Below are 24,246 nucleotides of genomic sequence, written 5' to 3'. Positions count from 1 at the left end.
TCTGCATGACTTCGACAGCAATGATTGTTACGTTCAGATGACCGATGAAGCCTGTTGATACGAGAGCTATCCCGACCACCGCGCCGGACGCGGTGTTGTTCAGAAGCCCACAGATCGATGACGGAGTCCGGCTCTGGGAGATCGCACGTGATTCGAAGGTGCTCGACCTCAATTCGAGTTATGCATACCTGTTGTGGTGCAGGGATTTCAGCGCGACGTCCATCGTCGCGGAGGTAGACGGCCGCGTAGTCGGATTCGTTTCCGGTTATACCCGTCCCAGCGCGCAGGAAACCCTGTTCGTGTGGCAAGTTGCGGTCGACGAAGACCAGCGCGGCAAGGCAATTGCTGCCCGCATGCTGTCCGACTTGATGGATCGCACTGCCCCACTGGGTGTTACACATCTGGAGACCACGATCAGCCCCGACAACGAGGCTTCGATCGCACTCTTCACCGCGCTCGCACGTCGGCGCGAAGTACCGATAACCAGGCAGACCTTGTTCTCGCCCAACGATTTTCCCGATGGACACGAAGCCGAAGATCTTTACACGATCGGCGCCTAGCGCACTTCGCGCTCGGCATACAGCATGCCCCGGAGGAACAAAGAAGATATGAATATCAACGAAGCAAGCATTTTTGAAACCCTCGAGTCCGAGGTTCGCAGCTACTGCCGTGACTGGCCCGCAGTGTTCACCAGCGCATCCGGATCCTGGATTCGTGACGAGAACGGGCGCGACTACCTCGATTTCTTCGCCGGTGCCGGCGCCCTCAACTACGGCCACAACAACCCGGTGCTCAAGTCCGCACTGGTCGACTACATCATGAGCGACGGCATCACGCACGGTCTCGACATGTCGACAGTCGCCAAGCGTGAGTTCCTCGAGACCTTTCAGCGCAACATCCTCGAGCCGCGCGGCCTGGACTACAAGGTCCAGTTCCCCGGCCCGACCGGATCGAACACCGTCGAGGCTGCACTGAAGCTGGCCCGCAAGGTCACCGGACGTTCGGCAGTCATCAACTTCACCAACGCATTTCACGGGATGACACTTGGTGCACTCTCCGTGACCGGCAACTCGATGAAGCGCGCGGGCGCCGGTGTCCCCCTCGTGCACACGACACCGATGCCCTTCGACAACTACTTCGACGGCGTCACCGAGGACTTCCAGTGGTTCTCCCGCGTTCTCGATGATTCCGGCAGTGGAATCAACCGCCCCGCGGCAGTGATCGTCGAAACCGTGCAGGGTGAAGGTGGCGTCAATGTCGCTCGCCCCGAATGGCTTCGGGCGCTGGCAACACTGTGCTCGGATCGCGGAATCCTGTTGATCGTCGACGACGTCCAGATGGGTTGCGGCCGTACCGGCCCGTTCTTCTCCTTCGAAGAGGCCGGAATCGTTCCCGACATCGTCACGTTGTCCAAGTCGATCAGCGGCTACGGAATGCCGATGGCGCTCACGCTGTTCAAGCGTGAACTCGACGTCTGGGGACCGGGCGAGCACAACGGCACCTTCCGCGGCAACAACCCGGCGTTCGTCACCTCCAAGGTGGCACTCGACCACTACTGGTCCGACGACGCACTCACCAAGACGACGTTGAAGAAGGGCGCACGCATCAGCGAATGCTTCGCCAACCTCTCCGATCAGTTCCCCGGCGAGGTCTCGCACCGCGGGCGTGGCTTGGTTCAGGGCCTCGTCTTCGAACAGCCCGAGCGCGCCGGCAAGGTCTGCCAGTTGGCATTCGACGAGGGATTGCTCGCCGAGACCTCCGGACCCTCCGACCAGGTTGTGAAACTGCTTCCCGCACTGACGATTACCGACGACGAGCTCGAGCACGGCCTCTCCATCCTGGCCGAGGCGACACTCAAGGTCTGCAGCTAGAGGAAGGACTCTCCCATGATCGTTCGCACCACCACCGAGATCACCGACACCGACCGCGACATCACGAGTGAGGACGGAAACTGGCGCAGCAAGCGCATCGTCCTCGGCGGCGACCGCGTCGGGTTCTCGTTCCACGAGACCACCATCAAGGCGGGTTCGGTCAACGAGTTCCATTACGCCAACCACGTCGAGGCTGTCTGGCTCGTCGAGGGCACCGGCAAGCTGATCGACCTCGACAACAACAAGGAATACGATCTCGCACCGGGGTCGATGTACCTGCTCAACGGCCACGAGCGTCACCGCGTCGAGCCGGACACGCAGATGCGCATGCTGTGCGTGTTCAATCCGCCGGTCACCGGGCGTGAGGTGCACGACGAGAACGGTGTCTACCCACTGGTGGAGGTCCCCGCGTAGCGTCTAGTCATGGCGACTGACACCTCTCCACGCGTAGCGATCGGCCCCGTCCCCGATGCACTGCTCGACAGCGCGGTGCTTCGGGGCGGTGGTCTGATCAGTCCGATCGACACTGCGGACGCCCTGATCTGGGCGGGCTCACCCGAGACCTTTCCGTCGGAGTTACCGGCGTCGGTCAGGTGGGTGCAGCTTCCGTCGGCGGGAATCGAGGATTGGTTCGACTCCGGTGTGATTCCGAGGGACACAGAAATCACGTGGACCTCGGCGGCCGGTGCGTTTTCGGCGTCGGTGGCCGAGCATGCACTCATGCTTCTCTTGGCCGGAGTTCGTCACTTGCCTGCACACATCGAGGCTCGAACGTGGCGTCAGTTCGAGTTCTTTCCCAAGATCGGCACCCTTCGTGGCTCGACGGTTGCGATCATCGGCGCGGGCGGTATCGGCCGCGCGCTGATTCCGATGCTGGCCGCGCAGGGGGCGGACAGCATCGCAGTCAATCGTTCCGGTAGCCCGGTCCCCGGGGCGATCTCCACGTACCCCGCATCCAGAATGGATGAAATCTATTCTCGCGCAGATCACTTCGTGATTGCTGCGCCCGCCACCCCGGCCACCCGTCACCTCGTGGGCCGTGCGCAGTTGGCGGCGATGCAACCCCATTCCTGGGTGATCAATGTCGCGCGCGGATCACTGGTCGACACCGACGCACTGGTCGAGGCCATCGAGTCGGAACAGATCGGCGGCGCCGGTCTCGACGTCACCGATCCCGAACCCCTCCCTGACGGTCACCCACTGTGGGATCTGACGAATGCGATCATCACACCCCACGATTCCAATCCGCCAGGCGTTCGCCCCGCCGCCTTCGCGGATCACGTCTCCAAGAACGTGACCCGCTTCGCGAAGGGTGAGGCGCTGGCTGCCCTCGTGGACCCAGTTGCCGGATACTGAGCACGCCGCCGAAGCTCGAATTCTCGGACCACGGTTGCCACAAATTACTGTGGCGACTGCGTCTCCGGAAAGAAGAGCGCCCGCGCCCGGCGAGCGACCTCTTCGGCAGGTACATCCTCGACCTTCGTGCATACTGCCCACCTGTGGCCGAACGGATCGAGAAACACTCCATGCCGGTCGCCCGAAAATGTATCGGCCACAGCCGTGACCAGCGTGCCTCCCTCGGTGACTGCCCGAGCGACAAACTCGTCCGTGTCCTCGGTGTAGACGACGATCGACGAATGCACCCAGCCGCCCTGTGGTGATTTGAGACCGAAGTCCGGCATCTCCTGCGAAAGCTGCAGCATCGAATCGCCGATCCGGATCTCCGCATGCATGAGGGAGCCGTCAGGTGCGTTCATCGCATCGACTATCTCAGCTCCAAGTGCTCGTTTGTAGTAGTCGAGTGCGGCATAGCCGTCCGGCACCGCAAGGTAGGGAGTGATCGTGCGGTAACCAGCAGGGATCGGGTTCACTGTGTTCATGTGTACGAGTATTGGCGATCGCACACGTGTTCTATTGAACATTTCGGACTTCCTCCGCGCCTCCGTCTCGCACACGCGCCTATCCTGGAACGGTGCCTACCGACAACAGCCGCCTCGACGCCCTCCCCGAGCTCCTGGCCGGCCGTCGCCTGGCAGTTCTGACAGGCGCCGGCATCTCCACCGACTCCGGAATCCCGGACTACCGCGGACCTGATTCACCCCCGCGCAATCCGATGACGTTCCAGCAGTTCATCGGCGATCCGGCGTTTCGGCGGCACTACTGGGCGCGCAACCACATCGGCTGGCGATACATGGACAGCTCCCGCCCCAACCAGGGCCACCGGGCCGTCGCGGCACTGGAACGAACAGGGCGAGCCGTCGGCGTGATCACCCAGAACGTCGACCTCCTGCACACCAAGGCCGGCGCGCGAAACGTCATCGACCTCCACGGCACCTACGCGCAGGTTCGATGCCTGAGCTGCCAGCGGCTGATCTCCCGCACCACTCTCGCGGAGAGGCTGGAAGAAGCCAATCCCGGATTCGCCGAAACAATCGCTGCTGCAACAGGAGTCGAAATCGCACCCGACGCAGATGCCGTGATCGAATCCACCGCACACTTTCGCGTCGTGGATTGCGCCGTGTGCGGTGGCTTACTCAAACCGGACATCGTCTACTTCGGCGAATCCGTCCCCAAGGAACGCGTCGCCCGTGCGTACAGCCTCGTCGACCAATCCGACGCACTGTTGGTAGCCGGGTCGTCGTTGACCGTGATGTCCGGCCTACGTTTCGTCCGGCATGCCGCCAAGACCGGGAAGCCGATCGCCATCGTCAATCGAGGCACGACTCGCGGCGACGAATTCGCCGACCTCAAGCTCGAATTCGGTTGCGCTGAAGCACTTTCCGCCCTCGTTGAGTACGAAAGCTACAGCGCCACCAAGTCGTCCGCGTGAACCACAGGACGCTGCATGTCGGCCGGCAGATCGGTGGTGGAGCGCCCCAGGATCTCCTCGATCTCCGCAGCGTCGAACGCAACGACACCCCGGGCGACGGGCTTCTCCCCCGGCCCCATCAGGGACACGACGTCGCCGGCGTGGAAGTCACCGGATACACCGACGATGCCAGCGGACAGAAGGCTTCGACGCTTGGACACGACCGCGCGGACGGCGCCTTCGTCGAGGTGGAGGTCACCCGATGTGTCAGCGGCGTGACGAACCCAGAATCGGCGGGCCGACAATCGCGTCGGCCGGGGCGCAAATGCCGTTCCGACATCGGCACCACTGAGTGCCTGCGCAGCGTCCGATGCCGCCGCGAGCAGAACCGGCACGCCGGAATCAGCGGCCAGGCGTGCTGCTGAGAGCTTCGACGCCATGCCTCCGGTACCGAGGGCGCCACCCGAACCGGCAACCACACCGTCGAGATCCTCGGGACTGTTGACCTCGGGAATCAGTGTGGCATCGCCCTTTCGGGGATCCCCGTCGTACAGTCCGTCCACATCCGACAACAGGATCAACGCGTCGGCGCCGACCAGATGAGCAACCAGTGCAGCCAGCCGATCGTTGTCACCGAATCGAAGTTCGGTGGTGGCAACGGTGTCGTTCTCGTTCACGATCGCCACCGCGTGCAATGCCCGTAGACGATCGAGTGTCCGTTGGGCGTTGCGGTGCTGCGTCCGTCGAGCGATGTCGTCAGCCGTGAGTAGAACCTGCCCGACGGTACGCCCGTAACGGGCGAACGACGTACCCCAGGCGTGAGCCAGAGCCAACTGACCGACGCTGGCCGCAGCCTGCTTGGTCGCGAGATCCCGCGGTCGCTTGGTCAGTCCCAGCGGCGCCAGTCCGGCGCCGACGGCACCGGACGAGACAACGACGACATCGGAACCCGCACGCATGCGAGCCTCGATGGCATCGGCCAACAGATCGAGTCGGTGAGTATCGAGTCCCGCCACCAGACTGGTGAGCGCAGACGACCCGATCTTCACGACGATACTGTGAGCCGACGCTATCGACTCCCTGGTGGACCCGAGCACAGTCCCGTTCCCTCTCTTCGGTTTTCGTCCTGAAATCGCGTGGGTCAAGCGTCTTCGTCGAGCAAGCCGCGGCGGACTCGACGCGCGTGCTTGCGCTCGTCGGCGCCGATGCGCTCCACCTGATCGAGACGCGGGTCGGTTCCACGGCCCGTGCGGGTCAGATCGATACCGGCCGGCGTCATCGGCTCCCACTCGAAGCTGACGTCACCGATGGTGACGGAAGCTCCTGGCTGAGCGCCCTTCTTGACCAATGCGTCCTCGACGCCCAATCGAGCAAGACGGTCGGCGAGGTAACCAACGGCCTCGTCGTTGTCGAAGGCGGTCTGACGAATCCACCGCTCCGGGCGGGTGCCTCGGACGACGAACCCACCGGGAATATCGGGATCCTTCTCGATGGTGAAGCTGGAATCCTTGACCTTGACCGGGCGAATGACCTGGCGCTTCGGCTCGGGCTTCGGATGAGCTTCACGGTAGTCGCGGACCATCTTCGCCAGCGCGAATGTCAACGGTCGCAATCCTTCTCGGCTCACCGCCGAGATGGTGAAGACCGGCCATCCGCGAGCTTCGATCTCAGGCGTGACCATTTCGGCCAATTCGGCGGCCTCGGGAACGTCGGTCTTGTTGAGGATGACGACGCGCGGGCGCTTGTCGAGGTCACCGAGTCCCGAGTCGCCGGAGAGCGCGGGCGTGTACGCGGCCAGCTCTGCTTCCAGGGCGTCGATGTCGGAGATCGGGTCACGTCCCGGATCGAGGGTGGCGCAGTCGATCACGTGCGCCAATACGGCGCAGCGTTCGATGTGGCGCAGGAAGTCCAGGCCCAAACCGCGGCCTTCGCTTGCACCGGGGATCAGCCCGGGCACGTCGGCGACGGTGAAGGTGGTGTCACCGCTCGAGACGACGCCGAGGTTGGGGACCAGAGTTGTGAAGGGGTAGTCGGCGATCTTCGGCTTGGCCGCAGAGAGAACGGACACAAGCGAGGACTTACCGGCGGAGGGGAATCCGAGCAGACCGACGTCGGCTACCGACTTGAGTTCGAGAACCAGGTCACGCTCGACACCGTCCTCACCGAGGAGTGCGAAACCGGGAGCTTTGCGGGCTTTCGAGGCGAGTGCTGCGTTGCCGAGTCCGCCGCGGCCGCCCTGAGCGGCGTCGAAGCGTGAACCGACTCCCACGAGGTCGGCAAGCACGTTGCCGTCGGTATCGAGAACCACAGTTCCATCCGGAACCTTGAGGATGAGGTCTTCACCGTTTGCACCCTCGCGGTTACTGCCGGCGCCCTGCTTGCCGTTGGTCGCCTTCGCGTTGGGATGGAAGTGAAAGTCGAGGAGGGTGTGGATGTTCTCGTCGACCACGAGGATGACGTCGCCACCGCGACCTCCGTTGGCACCGTCCGGACCGCCGAGCGGTTTGAACTTCTCGCGGTGTACGGAGGCGCAACCATTGCCGCCTTTTCCAGCGCTGACGTGCAGCACAACACGGTCAATGAATCGGGACATGACTGCCGGATCCTTCCTCAGTCAATTGCGGGTCTCACGCGATGAGCTGAACTTCTGGTGAGCAGGGTTGCTCGGGGCAAAACGGGTACTGCTTAAACAAACGATAGGGGCGGACCGGGTTATTTCAACCCTGGTCCGCCCCTATCGGGAGCTTGGAACGCGTCACTCTCTTACCGAAAGCAGAACCGGCTTACCGAAGTAGAACCGATGACGCACAACTAGCGAGAAAGACTAGACCTCAGCCGCAACGACGGCCGGAACGATGTTCACGGTCTTGCGTCCACGCTTCTGGCCGAACTCGACTGCACCGGCAGCGAGAGCGAACAGGGTGTCGTCGCCGCCACGGCCGACGTTGACGCCGGGGTGGAAGTGCGTGCCGCGCTGGCGAACCAGGATTTCGCCTGCGCTGACCGACTGGCCGCCGAAGCGCTTCACGCCGAGGCGCTGGGCGTTTGAATCGCGACCGTTACGGGAGCTGGATGCACCCTTCTTATGTGCCATGCTATTGACCCTCCTCGGGTGAAATTAGCTAGAAAGAACTGGTTACTTGATGCCCGTGACCTTGAGCACCGTGATCGGCTGCCTGTGGCCCTGACGCTTGTGGTAACCGGTCTTGTTCTTGAACTTGTGGATGCGGATCTTCGGGCCCTTGGTGTGCTCGACGATCTCACTGGTGACTGCGACCTTGGCCAGCTTGGCCGCGTCGGTGGTCAGGTCGGATCCGTCGACCACGAGAACGGGAGCAAGCGAGACAGCAGTGCCGGGCTCACCCTCGATCTTCTCGACCTTGACGAGGTCACCAACAGCGACCTTGTACTGCTTTCCGCCGGTCTTGACGATCGCGTACGTTGCCATCGGAGGGCTACCCCTTGCTTCTTCGAACTTGCTCGCGCTGCTGCCTGAGGCTTCAAATGCATCGCGACTGGTCTGGTTTATGTCACCTCGGCTCGGCACTGACGTACCGGGACATTCACGCGCACTCTAGGCACACGGAATCTCTACCGCCGGGTGGCGACCCTCCAAGGTTACGGGAAAGCAACCGTCAGGGTCAAACCGCCCCGCCGAGGGGTGGTGCTTACTACTCTGTACTGCTTCTACCAGCTGAAACTTCGGATAACGGTTGGATGTCCTCGCTCATCGCGAAGTCATCCAACCGACCGAAAGCCAGTAGTTCTTACTCTCCGTCTACCGGAGGCCCTGCGGGACGTGCTGCTGCACGCCTGCGACGGGGTCGCTTGACGACGACAACTTCTTCCTCAGCCGGAGCTTCGGTGGCCGGAGCCGGAACGTTTTCCACGACCGCTTCTGTCACGGGTTCCGGAGTCGGAATCACGAAGACCGTGCCCACCTCGGGAGCTGCCTCGGCAACCGGTGCCGACGCTGCCCGCGACGCCCGGCGACTACGCCGACGACCGCGCGGAGCTGCTTCGGTCGAAGCTGCGGCCGACTCGTTGTCCACTGCGGATACTTCTTCCGCAGCAGAGTCCACAACAGGAACGTCATGGTGCTCAGCAGCAGCAGGAGTATCGATCGGCCGATCTTGTTGCCGATCGGCACTTTTGGATGCATCGTCCCCCGAAGACACACCGGCGGAATCAGACTCGGTCGAGTCGGCCGCGACGGTCTCGTCGTCGTCGTGGTGATGCGAGGCCATCGCCAATGCCACCGGATGAGCCCGCTTGACCGTCGCGTCGACGGCCGGAACCTCCGGCGCCGGAGCTTCCTGTCCGTTGGACTCGGTCGAAGCCGACTTGTCTCCGCGGCCACGCTTGTTCTTGCGCGAGGTACCGGAATCACTGCGCTGCGAGCCCGAACGCGATCCTCCGTCGTCCGAGGACTTCACCTCGACGGGCTCGGAATGGACGATGATGCCGCGGCCGTGGCAGTGCTCACAGGTGGTCGAGAAGGCCTCGACCAATCCGGTGCCCAACTTCTTGCGCGTCATCTGCACGAGCCCGAGTGACGTGACCTCCGACACCTGATGGCGCGTGCGATCGCGACCCAGGCATTCGGTGAGCCGACGCAGGACCAGGTCCCGGTTCGATTCGAGAACCATGTCGATGAAGTCGACGACGATCATTCCGCCGATGTCCCGCAGGCGCATCTGGCGAACGATCTCCTCGGCCGCTTCGAGGTTGTTACGGGTGACGGTCTCTTCGAGGTTTCCGCCGGCTCCGGTGAACTTGCCGGTGTTGACGTCGACGACGGTCATGGCCTCGGTGCGGTCGATCACCAGGGTGCCGCCGGACGGCAGCCACACCTTGCGATCGAGTGCCTTGGCCAACTGCTCGTCGATACGGCGAGCCGCGAAGACGTCGATACCGTTGTTCGGCGTGTACTTCTCGAGCCGCGGAAGCAGGTCGGGCGCAACGGAGTTGATGTAGTTCTCGACCGTCGTGTGCGCCTTCTCGCCCTCGATGACCAGCTTGGAGAAGTCCTCGTTGAACAGATCACGAATGACCTTGACCAGCATGTCAGGCTCTTCGTACAGCGCCTGCGGGTTGCCGGACTTACCGGTGTCCGCAGCCGCAGCCTGCTCCTCGATGCCGGCCCACTGAGCCTGCAGACGAGTCACGTCGCGCGCCAACTCTTCTTCGCTGACGCCCTCGGACGCCGTGCGAATGATCACGCCGGCGTCGGCGGGAACGATGTCGCGCAAGATTTCCTTGAGACGCTTGCGCTCGGTGTCCGGAAGCTTGCGGCTGATACCCGTGGACGTACCACCGGGCACGTAGACGAGGAAACGACCGGCAAGCGAAATCTGTGTGGTCAGTCGAGCACCCTTGTGACCGACCGGATCCTTGCTGACCTGAACGAGCACCTGATCGCCCGGCTTGAGGGCCTGCTCGATCTTGCGCGAGTTGCCACCGAGACCGGCAGCCTCCCAGTTGACCTCACCGGCGTAGAGAACACCGTTGCGGCCACGTCCGATGTCGATGAACGCAGCTTCCATGCTGGGGAGCACGTTCTGGACACGTCCGAGGTACACGTTGCCGACCATCGACGCGGACGCCGAGTTGGTGACGAAGTGCTCGACCAGCACTCCGTCTTCGAGGACTGCTACCTGTGTAGTCGCATGCGGCTGACCGCTGTCTGCCCGATCGCGCACGACCATGACGCGATCGACGGCCTCACGACGCGCGAGGAACTCCGACTCGGTCAGGATCGGTGGGCGACGTCGGCCGGCGTCACGACCGTCGCGGCGACGCTGACGCTTCGCTTCCAGACGTGTCGAACCACTGATGCCCTGGACCTCGTCCTTGACGCGGGTCTTGTTGCGAGGTTCGCGCTCGTGAACGACGGTGTTCGGCGGATCGTCCTCGGACGTCGCAGTCGCGTCGGTGGCGCCGTCGGTGCCGGTCTTGCGACGACGACGGCGGCGGCGACGGCGGCTCGATCCGTCGGCATCGAGATCGGAATCGTCGGCATTCTCGGAATCCGCATCAGCGGTGGACTCGGACTTATCACCGGATTCTTCGCCGGCAGCGTCGTCGGTTTGCTTCTCGACTGCCGCAGGGGCAGATTCCTGCTCCGATTCGGTAGCGGTATCCGACTCTTCGTCCGAACCCTGCTCGCCACCCTGTTCACCGCGACCACGTCCACGTCCACGGCGTCCACGACGACGGCGACGCGGCTGATCGTCGTCCTCGTCCTCGGACTCGGCGCTCTCACCCTCGGTTTGCGGGGCGGTCACAGCCGGCTCTTCGACGGCTGGAACTACAACCGGTGAGACCTCGGGTGCGACTGTTTCGGTTTCCGCAGTTGCCTGCTTCTCTTCGACTACCGCCGGTGCGGCGGGTTCACGGCGGGCACGACGGCGACGCGGGGCCACCTCGGCTGCCTCGAGATCCGGCTGCAGGAACAGCGGAACCTGCGGCGCGGCGGGAGCCACCTCGGGCTGATGGGTCTGCGGCGCCTCGAAGGAAGTGAACAGATCGGACTGCTCGGCTTCCTTGCTCTGCAGCGCAGCTGCGGCGTCGAGTCCAGCGCTGATCTCGGCGACAGCCGGATCCACTGTTTCTTCTGCTGCAGGTTCTTCGACGACGACCTTTTTGCGAGTGCGACGAGCCCTGACAGGCTTCTCGGCCGGAGCCTCTGCAACAGGAGCAGCCTCCACGGGAGCTTCTGCAGCAGGCTCCTCGGCAACCGGCGCCTCGACAACCGGGTCGATGAGGGTGTCGAGCTCGGCGACGACGGGCTCGATGGCCTCGGCCGCGGAAGTCAACGAGGCATGAATCCGCTGAGCGACGTCACGGTGGAGACTCGACTGCGCGCTGCGCAATTCGGTACCGAGCGCTGCGGCTTCGGCAAGGACCTGCTTGCTGGTGACGCCGAGCAGCTTCGCCAGCGCGTGTACGCGCATCTTGTCGGGAAATTCCGGGGTGGTGCTGGAATCTGATTCGGTTGGGGATTGATCGGCCACGTAAGTCTCCTCAGCCCCCGGGCGCGTCCAACCCAGAAGTCGAGTTGTCACGCGGCCACGCGGGAGCGTGCTGTGTGTACTCGCACTCAGAAGTGAGTACGAGATTGTAAGGTCTCGCTCCGCATGGTCCGCAATGCCCGTTATTCACTGCGAGCACATGAAGTGCCTGGCTGGATGGCCGTTGTCCTGTGCGCGAGCGCCTGATCATCCAGCGTGCAGAGGTCCAGGGATTTCCTGTTGACCTGGAGCAGCGATGAAAGGGCATCGAACCTAGGTGTCATCCGGTTGAACGTGCGTAAAACAAATTGCGGTTCAACTGAAAGCAGTATCCCACACCAACGCGCCTGCAACTGCAAAGGGCGCACCGATGTGGGATACGTGCCGAGAATTCGCTGTGGAGATGTGGGCCGAAGGCCCGTTCATGTGGGCCAGAGGCCCGATCGGAGATTCAGATGGACGACAGCGCGGGGAACCACAGAGCGATTTCACGCTCTGCCGACTCCACGGAGTCGCTGCCGTGAACGAGGTTCTGCTGCGCTTCGAGTCCGAAGTCGCCGCGGATCGTACCCGGAAGAGCCTTGTCGACCGGGTCGGTTCCGCCGGCCAACTGACGGAAAGCAGCGATGGCGCGGGGGCCTTCGAGCACTGCGGCCACCAGCGGACCGGAGGTGATGAACTCCAACAAGCTCGGGTAGAACGGACGCTCGGCGTGTTCTGCGTAGTGGCTACCAGCCACCTCTTCGGAAGCTACGCGGAGGTCGAGTGCTGCAATTGTCAGGCCTTTGCGCTCGATACGGCTGAGGATTTCTCCTACGTATCCACGGGCAACGGCGTCGGGCTTGATCAGTACGAGGGTGCGCTCAGTCACAGCGGACAGCCTAAATGGTCAGTCCCGCTGACCGGGAAGCAGGCCCTTGTCCATCCGGCGCTTGATGTCTCTCTGCAGGTAGACGAGGTATCCCCAGACGATCCCGAAGGTGATCGCGACACCGGCGATCGACGGGTGGACGAAGAAACCGAACAGAAGGATCACCTGCAGCGCGACGTTGAACCCCATCGCCCACGGCTTGCCCTGGATGCCCGCACCCAGAATCATCAGTACCGCCAACCCGATGATGAATCCCGCGGAGGCCGCGGTGAGGCCTCCGCCGACGACCGCGACAACCGGCAAAGCCAGCAGCACGACGATCGCCTCGAGGATCAGGGTTCCGGCCATCACTCCGCGGAAGCTTTTCCACGGGTCCTTGGTCGGCGGCCCGAACTCGCCGGCAGTGTCTCCGGGCTCGTGGTCTCCGGACTCGGGATTGGCATCTGACGGGGTACTCACGCGGGGTCCTTTCCGAACAGCGTGCGGGCGGCGCCTGCGGTCACGACGGATCCCGTCACCACCACACCCGCCCCTGATACGGCCTCACCGGGTTCGGCGACCTGCTCGGCGATTTCGATCGCGACTTCCAACGCGTCGGCAAGCACCGGCGCAACGACGACGCGCTCGTCGCCGAACTTCGCGACGGCGATGTTCGCCAGTTCTTCGACGTCCATCGCCCGGGGTGACCCGTTGTGGGTGACGACGATCTCGTCGAAGACGGATTCGAATGCAGTCAAGATGGCGTCGACGTCCTTGTCCGCCATGACGCTGACCACTCCCACGAGCTTGCGGAAGTCGAACTCGGCGGCCAGTGCGGCCGCGAGAGCGCGGGCACCGTCAGGATTGTGGGCGGCGTCGAGAAAGACGGTCGGCGCACTCCGAACACGTTCGAGGCGACCAGGATTGACGATGGAGGCGAACCCGTTGCGGATTGCATCCTGATCCAGTTGTCGATCCGGACCGGCACCGAAGAACGCTTCTACGGCAGCGAGCGCGAGCGCGGCGTTGCGCGCCTGATGCTCACCGTGAAGGGGGAGGAAGATGTCGGTGTACACACCGCTCAAGCCTTGAAGTTCGAGCTGCTGTCCGCCCACCGCGATCTGGCGAGCAAGCACCTTGAACTCCGAGCCTTCACGAGCGACCGCGGCCTCCACCTCGACAGCACGCCGCAGCAATACCTCCATGACTTCGGGAGTCTGCTCGGCGATGATCGCGACGGTGTCCACCGGAACCAGGTCCTCGCGGCCCTTCTTGATGATCCCGGCCTTCTCCTCCGCGATCCCGGCCAGGTCGGTGCCCAGGTACTCGGCGTGATCGAGGCTGATCGGCGTGATCACCGCAACCTGCCCGTCGATCACGTTGGTGGCGTCCCAGCGTCCGCCGAGGCCGACCTCGACCACGGCGACGTCGACCGGCGCCTCCGCGAAGGCCGCATAGGCCATGGCGGTGAGCACTTCGAACTTGCTCATCGCCGGTCCCCCGGCTTCCTCCGACTGTGCGTCGATCATCTGCACGTACGGCTCGATCTCGCGGAACGTGTCCACGTAGAGCCGCGGCGAGATCGGATGACCGTCGATGCTGATCCGCTCGGTCGCGATCTGCAGATGAGGGCTGGTGGTTCGCCCGGTGCGACGATGCAGAGCCGTCATCAACGAATCGATCATGCGCGTCACCGACGTCTTACCGTTGGTTCCCGTGACGTGCACCGACGGATAGTTGTGCTGAGGCGAGCCCAGGACATCCATGAGCGCCTCGATGCGAGTCAGTGACGGCTCGATCTTGGTCTCGGGCCAACGCTTGTCGAGTTCTGCTTCCACCAGCGCCAGTTCGGCGATGTCGACCGGAGTCGGAACCGAACTCTGAGCGTCGAATTGGGACGGCTCGTACGAACTCACTTGTCGGCCAACTCCTTCAGACGTCCCGTGATGCGCTCGATCTCTTCGACGGCGATCTGGCGACGTGTCTTGATCTTGTCCACGACGGCGTCGGGCGCCTTCGCCAGGAAGGCCTCGTTCGCCAGCTTGTTGTCAGCGGTGACGAGCTCCTTCTGCGCTGCCGCGAGGTCCTTTTCGAGCCGCTTCTTCTCCGCGCCGAGGTCGATGGTGCCCGAGGTGTCGATGTCGACAGTGACGGTGCCCTGGCTCAGGCGCACCTCGACGGAGATCGACGCGGTGAATCCCTCTTCGGGTTCGGTCAGCTTGGCCAGCGCCGCCACGTAGGCGAACTGGCCGTCCATGCCGGCCTCCGAAAGCCCGGACGCACGAGCCGGGACCTTCTGGGAAGGCTTGAGTCCCTGATCGTTTCGGAATCGTCGCACCTCGGTGATCAGCTTCTGCGTGTCTTCGATCCTGGTTGCGGCCTGGGCGTCGACTGCCTCACCGGACAACGTGGGCCATTCGGCGACGACGACGGACTCGCCGCCGGTGAGCACCTTCCACAGGGTTTCGGTCACGAACGGAATGACCGGGTGCAGGAGGCGGAGCAGTGCATCGAGAACGTTGCCGAGCACGGCGCGGGTGTTCGCGGCGACGGCCTCGTCGGCGGCGAACTGCACCTTGGCGAGTTCGAGGTACCAGTCACAGACCTCGTCCCACGCGAAGTGGAACAGGCCTTCGCACGCCTTGCTGAACTCGTAGCGATCGAATGCGGCGTCCGCCTCGGCCTGGACCGCGTCGAGACGGTCGAGGATCCAACGATCGGCGTCGGTCAGTTCGCTTCGAGCGGGCAGCGGCGCGGGAGCAGCGCCGTTCATCAGAGCGAACTTGGTCGCGTTGAACAACTTGGTCGCGAAGTTGCGCGAGGACTGCGCCGAATCCTCACCGACGGACAGGTCGCTGCCCGGGTTGGCGCCGCGTGCAAGTGTGAATCGCAGGGCGTCGGCGCCGAAACGATCGACCCAGTCGAGTGGGTCGATACCGTTGCCGCGAGACTTCGACATCTTCTTGCCGTACTGATCGCGGACCAGTCCGTGCAGGAACACGTCCTTGAACGGCATCTGCGCGCCGGACTTACCCGGACCGGCGGTGATCGACTCGTCCTCGGACACGTAGGTGCCGAACATCATCATGCGGGCGACCCAGAAGAACAGGATGTCGTAGCCGGTGACGAGAACGCTGGTGGGATAGAACTTTTCGAGTTCGGGCGTATTGTCCGGCCAGCCCATCGTCGAGAAGGGCCACAGTCCGGAGGAGAACCAGGTATCGAGGACGTCGGGATCCTGGACCCAGCCTTCCGGCGCCGTTTCGTCAGGACCGAAGCACGCAACTTCACCCTCGGGGCCGTACCAGACCGGAATGCGGTGACCCCACCAGAGCTGACGGGAAATGCACCAGTCATGCATGTTGTCGACCCAGTCGAACCAGCGTGGCTCCTGGCTCGCCGGGTGAATGACGGTGTCCCCGTTGCGAACCGCGTCACCCGCAGCCTTGGCGAGCGTCTCGACCTTGACCCACCACTGCAACGAGAGACGAGGCTCGATGGCCTCGCCACTGCGCTCGGAGTGCCCGACGCTGTGCAGGTACGGGCGCTTCTCGGCGACGACGCGCCCCTGCTCGGCGAGAGCTTCGCGAACCTTGACGCGAGCCTCGAAGCGGTCCATTCCGTCGAATTCGGTTCCGGTGTCGGCAATCTTGCCGGTCTTGTCCATGATGGTGGGCATCGGCAGGTTGTGCCGCAGGCCCATCTCGAAGTCGTTGGGATCGTGAGCCGGCGTGATCTTCACAGCGCCGGTTCCGAACTCGGGGTCGACGTAGTCGTCCGCGATGATCGGGATCTGACGCCCGGTGAACGGATGATCGAGAGTGGTGCCGATGAGGTGCTTGTAGCGCTCGTCCTCGGGATGGACCGCCACTGCGGTATCACCGAGCATCGTCTCGACGCGAGTGGTCGCGACGATGACGTGCGGCTCGTTGTCGTCGAGCGAGCCGTAGCGCAGGGAAACCAGCTCACCCTCGACGTCCTCGAACTTCACCTCGATGTCGGAGATCGCGGTCTGCAGCACCGGCGACCAGTTCACGAGACGCTCGGCGCGGTAGATCAGACCCTCGTCGAACATGCGCTTGAAGACGGTCTGAACGGCGCGCGAGAGGCCCTCGTCCATCGTGAAACGATCGCGACTCCAGTCGACACCGTCACCGATGCGCCGCATCTGGCCCCCGATGGTTCCACCCGATTCGCGCTTCCAGTCCCAAACTTTGTCGATGAAGAGCTCGCGGCCGAAATCTTCCTTTGTCTTGCCGTCGGCAGCGAGCTGCTTCTCGACGACGGACTGCGTGGCGATACCGGCGTGATCCATGCCAGGTAGCCACAGCACCTCGTAGCCCTGCATCCGCTTGCGACGGCTGAGCACGTCCATGAGGGTGTGATCCAGGGCATGGCCCATGTGCAAGCTGCCCGTGACGTTCGGGGGCGGCAGCACGATGGAGTAGCCGGGCTTGTCGCTGGTCGCGTCGGCCTGGAAGTACCCGGCGTCTACCCAGCCTTGATACAGATCGGCCTCTACAGCGCTGGGGTCCCAGCTCTTGGGTAGGGCGTCGGCGGGGGTCTGGGGGTTCTCTGGAGCTGCACTGGTCACCACTTGATCCTAATGACTCCCCCGTCGTGAACGAATTCGCCCGTCGGCCGCCGCGGCGCACACGAACGACTGCCCCGCAGTCCGGGGTCATCCGAACAAACGATATTCACCGATCCGCTCCGCTGACAGGATCGCTCTGAAGGACGACCGACCAACTACCTGTGGAGCAAATATGTTGAACAACTGGAGTTCTCGCCGTCCCGGCGTTCGAACCTTGGCGGCGGCCGCGACGATCGGAGCGGCGGTTGCCCTCGTGCTTCCGGCGACTGCGTCCGCTGCCCCCGGCATCGAAGAAAGTGTGCAAGGAAGCATCGACAGTGGCAGCGCCACGATCAACGGAAGCGTCGGCGATATCGGGAACGACATCGCAAACGGCATCGCCAGCGGCAGCGTGGGCGACATCGTCGGCGGGATTGCCACTGGGAACCTCAACGACGTCCTCGGCGGCCTGAACGCCGGTTCGACCAGCGCGACGGACATCGTCAACGGCCTGGCCAGTGGCAACGTCAGGGACATTCTCAGTGGCCTGGCCAGCGGCAGCGGCGGCGGCGGATCGTTTGCACCCACGCAGCGCTGCGACGCCTCGACGGTCTCCGGCGGCGCAGGAATCACCAGCACCAAGCACGAGCTCGGCCGCGGCGGACCGACGTCGTTCGTACTCGGCTACGAAACCGAGGACATCCCGGACCTGATCGAGGTGTACTACGAAGGACGGTTGATCCACAGCACCGGATACATCGGCGACGACATCAACGAGGGAACCGGTTCGGCTGTCGTCAACGTGCCCGCCGGTGGGGCGTCGTCCGTTCTGGTTCGCGTCACGGGCCCTGACCACACCGAGTGGTCGTACACCGTTCGTTGCCCCGGCGCCTGATTCCGGTCCGGATCCACGCGAAGACGCTCGTGCCTCGTTCGGTGTTTCATCCGAACGAGGCACGCGCGGGTTCAGCCCAGAATCTCCGGTAGCGCGACATCTTCGCCGAGAACGTGCTCGGAGAGGAACGCGGTGACCACCTCGTACCAGATCTTGGTGTGCTGCGGCTTGAGCACCCAATGATTCTCGTCGGGGAAGTAGAGGAAGCGATGGTCCGTTTTCCCGTCGTCGTCGGCGGGCAGACCTGACTCGGCAAGCAGTTCGTACCAGAGTCGCAAGCCCTCACCGATCGGAACCCGGTAGTCCTTGTCGCCATGGATGACCAGCATCGGAGTCGTGATGTCCGCGACGTACAGATGCGGCGAATTCTCGACGGCCATCTCAGGCGACATCTCGCGCTGCCAGTACCAGGCAGCGTCCGTCGTCGGGCCGAATTGATCGAGTGCCCACAGACTCGCGTGGGTGACGATGGCGTCGAAACGGTTGGTATGTCCGGCAATCCAGTTGGCCATGTAACCACCGAACGAACCACCCATCGCGCCGGTTCGCTTGGGGTCGATCTCGGGCTGGGCGACAGCAGCATCGGTGATCGCCATCAGATCGGTGAAGGGCGCCTTGCCCCACTGACCCCACCCCCGCTGGACGAAGTCCTGGCCGTATCCGGTCGAGAGCGCGGGATCTGGTAGCAGTACTGCATAGCCCTTGGCGACGAGCAGCCACGGATTCCACCGCCAGGACCAGGTGTTCCACGAACCGAGTGGGCCGCCGTGGACCCAGAGAAGCAATGGCACCGGTGCATGCGGCGCGGCGCCCGTCGGCAGCGCCAACCAGCTACGCACCGTCGAACCGTCCTCGGCACGCGCGGTGATCTCGGTCAGTGTTCCCGGCAGCTCCGGCAAAGTGTCGGGCCCACGAAGTGCGGTGATCTCACCTGATCGCAGATCGACCCGCACCACGTGCGGGGGCGCTTCGTACGAGGCTCGCAACGCGTAGATCGACTCACCGTCCGGCGCCACTCGAAGGTCGGTGTAAGCCGCGTCGTCGGCTGTCAGGCGCACTGGTTGGCCCCACAGGTCGATGGTGAAGATCGGACCGCGGCCGCCGTCGTCAGCGGTGACGACCAGCCCGGATCCGTCGGGTAGCCAGGCAAGTGAGGTAGGCCAGCGATCCCAGCCGTCGGCGACGCCGGTCACGGCACCGGATCCGAAGTCGTAGAGCTGCAGAGTCATTCGTGGTGCGGACTCCGGTGTGGTGAGTGTCTCCCGGATGAACGCGAGCTTGGTTCCGTCCGGCGAGAGCACCGGGTTGTAGACGTCCGCGTCGGCCTCGTCGACAAGCGTGACTCGGTCACCGGTCACCGTGTCGATCCGAACCAACGTCGATCGGCGGGCGGCACTCGCATCGCCGACAGTCCACGTGGTCACGACGAAGAGACCGTCGTCGGAAATCGTGGTCGACGTCTCCCGCAGCGCTGCGCCTGCCGTCGGTGTGATGTCCCGCAACTCGACGGATTCCTTCGAATCCGTCTCGGCCACAACCAGATGCGGATGATCGGGGCCCAGGTCGTGGTCCCAGTGGCGCACCGGATAACCGGTGTGCAGCATCGCCGTGACTTTCTTGTCCTTGCGCGCCGATCGCACCTGATCGTCCTGGTCGAGGCTGATCGCCGAAGCCATGACCGACGTCTGGGCCACGAACGTCGGCGCCGCCTTCGCCGCTGATACCGACGAGACACCACCGGGACGCGAGATCAGCAGCTGAGCTTCTCCGCCCGCCGCTGGTAGGCGCCAGAGTGCTGGTTGCGGATCACTCTCGCCCGGCACGGCTCGCGTGGCAGTGAAGAGCACGTCGCCGTCGAACGCGAAGGCAGCACCGGACTCGCTGGTCGAACCCCAGGTCAACCGACGCGCAGGACGCCGGCCTTCCGGGTCGATCTCCCACAACGAGGACACGTATTCGGCGCTCTTGTCGTCGAGAACGGCGCGCGCGCAGATCAGCAGCGAGCCGTCAGGTGACAACACCAGGCCGGACAACCTGGCCAGAGCGATGTAGTCGTCGAGTTCGTCGAACGGTGTGCCTGCGTGGAGCTCGGGAATCTGGGTCACCACTAGTTCGTATCACGCGCCCCGCGGTTGACGCATCATTGCGTAGATCGTCGGCCCGCCGCCTGGCATGACGATGTCACGGGTCACTTCGAAACCGAAGCGGTTGTAGTACGGGATGTTCGATTCCTTGCTGCTCTCGAGGTAAGCGTCGACATGTTCACGGTCACAACGCTCCAACCGAGAGTTCAGCAGCGCTTTGCCGTATCCCCCACCGCGCGCCGCGCTGCCGGTCCCGACGGTCGCGAGATACCAGTGCGGCGAATTCGGGTGTGCTCCTTCGAGAACGGAGCTGACCTCGGCCGCGTGTCGTAGCCCCCTGCCGAAGACACGCACCATTGCGGGCAGGCTCACGAGCCCGGAAATCCACGACTGCTTCCACCGCCCCGGCGGATCCCACAGAGTTGCCCCGCCGATCAGGCCGTTGTCGTCGGTGGCCACCTCGACGCCGCCCCCGGCGAGGTGGTGGTAACGAGCTTCTGCGGCAAACAGTTTCGTCAGGCGATCAGCCCTGGTGGCCTCGTCCGGCAACATCCACGCCATCAAGGGATCATCTTCGAACGCCTCGGCCAACACTGCCGACAGTGCCGGAATATCGGATCGGACAGCCGGCCGTACGTGTACACCCATGAGGCGAGAGTACCGCCGACTGTCCGAATCACTGGACTTTGAACAGCGCTGTCCTTGAACCGATCAGACGAGCAAGCCCGCAATCCGCGGCGGAATCTGTTCGAGCGCGTACGGCAAGCTCAGTACGGTGCTCCACGTCATGGCTTCGGCAGCAGCGTCTTCCAGAATGATCGCGCGGCCGTCCTTCACGACGTCGAGTTCCTGGTAGATCGGGGTCTTGTCCAGCTCCGCGCGAAGCTTGTCGCCGTAGCCGCCACCGGCGTACCAGACGAGTACGTCGACGTCCGCGAGCGAGAGTTGCTCGGTGCTGATCTCGGCGAAGTTACCCGTGATCTGATCGGTGACAGGCGGATTCACGAATCCGAGTTCGGTGAAGAACCGCACCTTCGGGTCTTCCGGTCCGTAGACCCCGAACTGCCCCGGCCCCTTCAACGCGCCGACCAGAACGGTCTTGCCGGCAAACGCCGGATTGGCCGTCTTCACGTCGGCGAACTTCTGGTCGACGCCGGCGATCAGCTCGGTGGCCTTACCCTGCTGCCCCAACGCTTCGCCGATGATGGTCGTCTGGTTCTGCCAGGGGATTCCGTAATCCGCGAACTCCTTGGGCTGCGCCACCGTCGGCGCAATGGCACTGAGTTTGTCGTATTGCGCCTGAGTGAGCCCGGAGTAGGTGCCGACAATGAGGTCGGGTGTCGTGGCAGCGACCTTCTCCATCTGAATGGTGGTGCCCGCAGTTCCGATGATCTCGGGAGTCGCCCCGTTCAGCAGCGGCTGCGCCCAGGGCCACACTCCGTAGGGGTAATCGCCGTACCAGTCGAAGGTTCCGACCAAGGTCCCACCGAGCGCCAGGATCGCATCTTGATCGTTGTATCCGACACTGACGATCCGCTGCGGATCCTTGGGCAACTCCGTAGCCCCGAACTTGTGCGTGATCGATTCCGCAGAGTCACCGCTGGGAGGTGTGTCCTCGTCGTTCGAACTGGAGCAGGCTGCGGCGAATGCCAGCAACGCTCCCGACGTGCCGATCAGAAATCCGCGCCGGGTCAGCCGACCTGCGTCCGTTCGATCCATGTTCCTACCCCTTAAAGTCTGCTGGTTCGGTAGGTAAGGCTAGCCGATGAAAGCTTCATTCCGGCTAGTTCGACCGGCCCATTCGATGGCAGTACCGCGCCGTTCGGGCCACTATGGAGACATGACGCGCCAGGGCCCCTCGAAGGACATCGACGAATCGGATCTCGAAGTCACGCACCCCAAGGACTACGCCGCCGGAGTTCCGGCCGTTCTGGTGTCGCTGCAACGAGGAATCGAGCAGATGGGAGCCTTGCGGACCGCCCGAACGCTCACCAGACTCAACCAGCGACACGGCTTCGACTGCCCGGGGTGTGCGTGGCCGGAGACTCCCGGACATCGCAAGCCCGCCGAATTCTGCGAGAACGGAGCGAAGGCTGTTGCCGAGGAAGCAACGCTTCGCACCGTCACACCCGAATTCTTCGCGGAGCACTCGATCGCCGATCTCGAAGGCAAGACCGACTACTGGCTCGGACAGCAGGGGCGACTGACGCACCCGATGGTCCTGACGCCGGGAGCAACCCATTACCGGCCGATCGACTGGGACGGCGCGTACGCACTGATCGCCGAACATCTGAACGGCCTCGCATCGCCGGACGAAGCGGTGTTCTACACCTCCGGTCGCACGTCCAACGAAGCCGCGTTTCTCTACCAGTTGATGATTCGCAGCTACGGCACCAACAACATGCCCGACTGTTCCAACATGTGTCACGAGTCGTCCGGAAGCGCACTGACCGAATCCATCGGCATCGGCAAAGGCTCGGTGACGGTTCCCGACCTCGAGAACGCCGATCTCATCCTCATCGCCGGACAGAACCCCGGCACCAACCACCCTCGAATGCTCTCGACGCTGGAGAAGGCAAAGAGCAACGGCGCCAAGATCATTGCCATCAATCCTCTGCCCGAGGCGGGATTGCGCAGGTTCAAGGATCCACAGAAGGTGTCCGGCGTGATCGGGCACGGAGTCGACATCGCGGACGAGTTCCTGCAGATCCGGCTGGGCGGCGACATGGCGCTGTTCCAAGGCCTGGGGAAGCTGCTGCTCGAGCAGGAAGATCGCGCTCCCGGGACGGTCGTCGACCGCGCTTTCGTCGACCGGTACTGCGCCGGTTGGGACGAATACGAGAAGCACATCCGCGCGGTCGATCTCGACACGGTACTCGAGGCAACGGGTCTGTCGATGGCACAGCTCGAGGAAACGGCTGCCGCACTTGCCCGATCCGAGCGAACCGTCACCTGCTGGGCCATGGGGATCACTCAGCACACACACGGAGTCGCCACCATCGAAGAAGCAGTCAACCTGCTGCTCATGCGTGGAATGATGGGCAAACCCGGTGCCGGCGTTTGTCCGGTGCGAGGACACTCCAATGTCCAGGGTGACCGCACGATGGGCATCTGGGAAAAGATGCCGGAAGAGTTCCTGGCCGCGCTCGATACCGAGTTCTCGATCTCGAGTCCCCGCAAGCACGGATGGGACACCGTCGACGCGATCCGCGCCATGAACGCAGGCAAGGCAAGCTTCTTCATGGCGATGGGCGGCAACTTCATCCAGGCAAGCCCGGACACCGCAGCGACTGAAACAGCGTTGCGTCAATGCGAACTCACCGTGCAGGTGTCCACCAAGCTGAACCGCAGTCACGTGGTCCACGGGCAGACCGCGATCATCCTCCCCACCCTCGGACGCACCGACCTCGACGTCCAAGCCGGCGGAAAGCAGCTTGTCTCCGTGGAGGATTCGATGTCCATGGTGCACCTGTCGCGCGGACGCCTCACACCGGTCAGCCCCTACCTGCGTAGCGAAGTCGCCATCATCTGCCAACTCGCCCGCGAACTACTCGGCAACGATCACTCCGTCCGCTGGTCGGCCTTCGAGGGCAACTACGATCTGATCCGCGATTCCATCTCACGGGTAGTGCCAGGCTGCGAAAACTACAACTCCCGCGTTCGAGAGCCAGACGGATTCCAACTCCCCCACCCGCCGCGTGACTCGCGTGAGTTCCGCACGCACACCGGCAAAGCCAACTTCGGCGTGAACGACCTGCACTGGATACCCACTCCGAGTGGGCGCCTGATTCTGCAGACGATGCGCAGCCACGACCAGTACAACACCACGATCTACGGCCTCGACGACAGATACCGCGGCATCAAGGGCGGACGCAAAGTCATCCTCGTCAACGCCGAAGACATCACCGCGCTCGGATTCCGTGACGGCGATCTCGTCGACATCGTGTCCGAGTGGACAACACCCGACGGCACACTCGAAGAGCGTCGGGTCACGGAATTCCGCATCGTCTCCTACGACACCCCGCGCGGCAATGCTGCGGCGTACTACCCCGAGACAAATCCGCTCGTTCCCCTCGAACACGTTGCAGCCAAGTCGAACACGCCGGTGTCGAAGGCCGTCACCGTTCGACTCGAAGCATCGGGCGCCTGAG

Annotated in this window: 20 protein-coding genes; 7 read left to right on the top strand and 13 right to left on the bottom strand. The window is 63.6% G+C overall.

Annotation, left to right across the window (positions count from 1 at the left end; all coding sequences use genetic code 11):
* Window positions 1–44: 44 nt before the first annotated feature.
* Genes ectA through GN300_RS27040 form a run of 4 tightly spaced genes read left to right on the top strand, consistent with a single transcriptional unit; the run spans window position 45 to window position 3,227 of the window.
* Complete coding sequence (ectA, locus tag GN300_RS27055) at window positions 45–560, top strand: diaminobutyrate acetyltransferase (RefSeq protein ID WP_003944572.1); 516 nt, start codon at window positions 45–47, stop codon at window positions 558–560.
* A gap of 48 nt (window positions 561–608) precedes the next feature.
* Window positions 609–1,871: a diaminobutyrate--2-oxoglutarate transaminase gene (gene ectB, locus GN300_RS27050; protein ID WP_007731008.1), complete on the top strand. Its 1,263-nt coding sequence runs from the start codon at window positions 609–611 to the stop codon at window positions 1,869–1,871.
* 15 nt (window positions 1,872–1,886) lie between these two features.
* Window positions 1,887–2,285 carry an ectoine synthase gene (locus tag GN300_RS27045; protein WP_003944463.1) on the top strand — a complete coding sequence of 133 codons (399 nt, stop codon included), beginning with the start codon at window positions 1,887–1,889 and terminating at the stop codon, window positions 2,283–2,285.
* Window positions 2,286–2,294: 9 nt separating this feature from the next.
* Window positions 2,295–3,227 (top strand): D-isomer specific 2-hydroxyacid dehydrogenase family protein, encoded by a 933-nt coding sequence (locus tag GN300_RS27040; RefSeq protein ID WP_030536631.1) that lies wholly within the window; start codon window positions 2,295–2,297, stop codon window positions 3,225–3,227.
* Between the two features lie 44 nt (window positions 3,228–3,271).
* Here the strand turns inward: GN300_RS27040 and GN300_RS27035 are convergent, their stop codons facing one another.
* The gene (locus tag GN300_RS27035; protein WP_082845762.1) at window positions 3,272–3,793 is read right to left on the bottom strand and encodes a VOC family protein; all 522 of its coding nucleotides are present in this window, start codon (window positions 3,791–3,793) and stop codon (window positions 3,272–3,274) included.
* 50 nt (window positions 3,794–3,843) lie between these two features.
* Here GN300_RS27035 and GN300_RS27030 point away from each other — a divergent pair, with 50 nt between their 5' ends.
* Window positions 3,844–4,701 carry an NAD-dependent protein deacetylase gene (locus tag GN300_RS27030; RefSeq protein WP_063316237.1) on the top strand — a complete coding sequence of 286 codons (858 nt, stop codon included), beginning with the start codon at window positions 3,844–3,846 and terminating at the stop codon, window positions 4,699–4,701.
* On the opposite strand, the gene proB is transcribed toward GN300_RS27030, so the two are convergent.
* The 9 genes from proB to GN300_RS26985 form a co-directional block, all read right to left on the bottom strand.
* Window positions 4,674–5,777 carry a glutamate 5-kinase gene (gene proB, locus GN300_RS27025; RefSeq protein ID WP_003944552.1) on the bottom strand — a complete coding sequence of 368 codons (1,104 nt, stop codon included), beginning with the start codon at window positions 5,775–5,777 and terminating at the stop codon, window positions 4,674–4,676. The genes GN300_RS27030 and proB overlap by 28 nt on opposite strands.
* A 44-nt stretch (window positions 5,778–5,821) precedes the next feature.
* On the bottom strand, window positions 5,822–7,273 hold the full coding sequence (obgE, locus tag GN300_RS27020) for a GTPase ObgE (RefSeq protein ID WP_003944579.1): 1,452 nt from the start codon (window positions 7,271–7,273) through the stop codon (window positions 5,822–5,824).
* A 231-nt stretch (window positions 7,274–7,504) separates the two neighbouring features.
* Entirely contained in the window at window positions 7,505–7,774 is a 270-nt protein-coding gene (gene rpmA, locus GN300_RS27015) for a 50S ribosomal protein L27 (protein ID WP_003944532.1), read from the bottom strand.
* A gap of 42 nt (window positions 7,775–7,816) precedes the next feature.
* Complete coding sequence (gene rplU / locus GN300_RS27010; RefSeq protein WP_003944533.1) at window positions 7,817–8,128, bottom strand: 50S ribosomal protein L21; 312 nt, start codon at window positions 8,126–8,128, stop codon at window positions 7,817–7,819.
* A 319-nt stretch (window positions 8,129–8,447) separates the two neighbouring features.
* Window positions 8,448–11,696, bottom strand: coding sequence for a translation initiation factor IF-2 N-terminal domain-containing protein (locus tag GN300_RS27005; protein WP_063316238.1), 3,249 nt, complete (start codon window positions 11,694–11,696; stop codon window positions 8,448–8,450).
* Window positions 11,697–12,144: 448 nt separating this feature from the next.
* Entirely contained in the window at window positions 12,145–12,564 is a 420-nt protein-coding gene (gene ndk, locus GN300_RS27000) for a nucleoside-diphosphate kinase (RefSeq protein WP_003944527.1), read from the bottom strand.
* A gap of 18 nt (window positions 12,565–12,582) precedes the next feature.
* On the bottom strand, window positions 12,583–13,023 hold the full coding sequence (locus GN300_RS26995; RefSeq protein ID WP_003944448.1) for a DUF4233 domain-containing protein: 441 nt from the start codon (window positions 13,021–13,023) through the stop codon (window positions 12,583–12,585).
* Entirely contained in the window at window positions 13,020–14,459 is a 1,440-nt protein-coding gene (locus GN300_RS26990) for a folylpolyglutamate synthase/dihydrofolate synthase family protein (protein ID WP_003944455.1), read from the bottom strand. The genes GN300_RS26995 and GN300_RS26990 overlap by 4 nt, the downstream gene beginning before the upstream one ends.
* Complete coding sequence (locus GN300_RS26985; protein ID WP_063316294.1) at window positions 14,456–17,137, bottom strand: valine--tRNA ligase; 2,682 nt, start codon at window positions 17,135–17,137, stop codon at window positions 14,456–14,458. The genes GN300_RS26990 and GN300_RS26985 overlap by 4 nt, the downstream gene beginning before the upstream one ends.
* A 172-nt stretch (window positions 17,138–17,309) precedes the next feature.
* Between GN300_RS26985 and GN300_RS26980 the strand changes: the two genes are divergently transcribed.
* Complete coding sequence (locus GN300_RS26980; RefSeq protein WP_063316239.1) at window positions 17,310–18,011, top strand: hypothetical protein; 702 nt, start codon at window positions 17,310–17,312, stop codon at window positions 18,009–18,011.
* A 71-nt stretch (window positions 18,012–18,082) separates the two neighbouring features.
* On the opposite strand, the gene GN300_RS26975 is transcribed toward GN300_RS26980, so the two are convergent.
* The 3 genes from GN300_RS26975 to GN300_RS26965 all read right to left on the bottom strand — a co-directional run bounded on the left by GN300_RS26975 (window position 18,083) and on the right by GN300_RS26965 (window position 21,814).
* Window positions 18,083–20,116, bottom strand: coding sequence for a S9 family peptidase (locus GN300_RS26975; RefSeq protein WP_050654660.1), 2,034 nt, complete (start codon window positions 20,114–20,116; stop codon window positions 18,083–18,085).
* A 12-nt stretch (window positions 20,117–20,128) separates the two neighbouring features.
* Window positions 20,129–20,743 carry a GNAT family N-acetyltransferase gene (locus GN300_RS26970; protein ID WP_030536638.1) on the bottom strand — a complete coding sequence of 205 codons (615 nt, stop codon included), beginning with the start codon at window positions 20,741–20,743 and terminating at the stop codon, window positions 20,129–20,131.
* 63 nt (window positions 20,744–20,806) lie between these two features.
* Entirely contained in the window at window positions 20,807–21,814 is a 1,008-nt protein-coding gene (locus tag GN300_RS26965; RefSeq protein ID WP_030536639.1) for an iron-siderophore ABC transporter substrate-binding protein, read from the bottom strand.
* A 121-nt stretch (window positions 21,815–21,935) separates the two neighbouring features.
* Here GN300_RS26965 and GN300_RS26960 point away from each other — a divergent pair, with 121 nt between their 5' ends.
* Window positions 21,936–24,245, top strand: a complete 2,310-nt coding sequence (locus GN300_RS26960) for an FdhF/YdeP family oxidoreductase (protein WP_030536640.1) — start codon at window positions 21,936–21,938, stop codon at window positions 24,243–24,245.
* The last annotated feature ends 1 nt before the right edge of the window (window position 24,246 follow it).

The organism is Rhodococcus sp. Ni2, assembly GCF_021352185.1.
GTDB lineage: Bacteria > Actinomycetota > Actinomycetes > Mycobacteriales > Mycobacteriaceae > Rhodococcus_F > Rhodococcus_F qingshengii.
The sequence above is the reverse complement of the archived record's forward strand: the minus strand, read 5'-3'. Positions and strand labels throughout refer to the sequence as shown.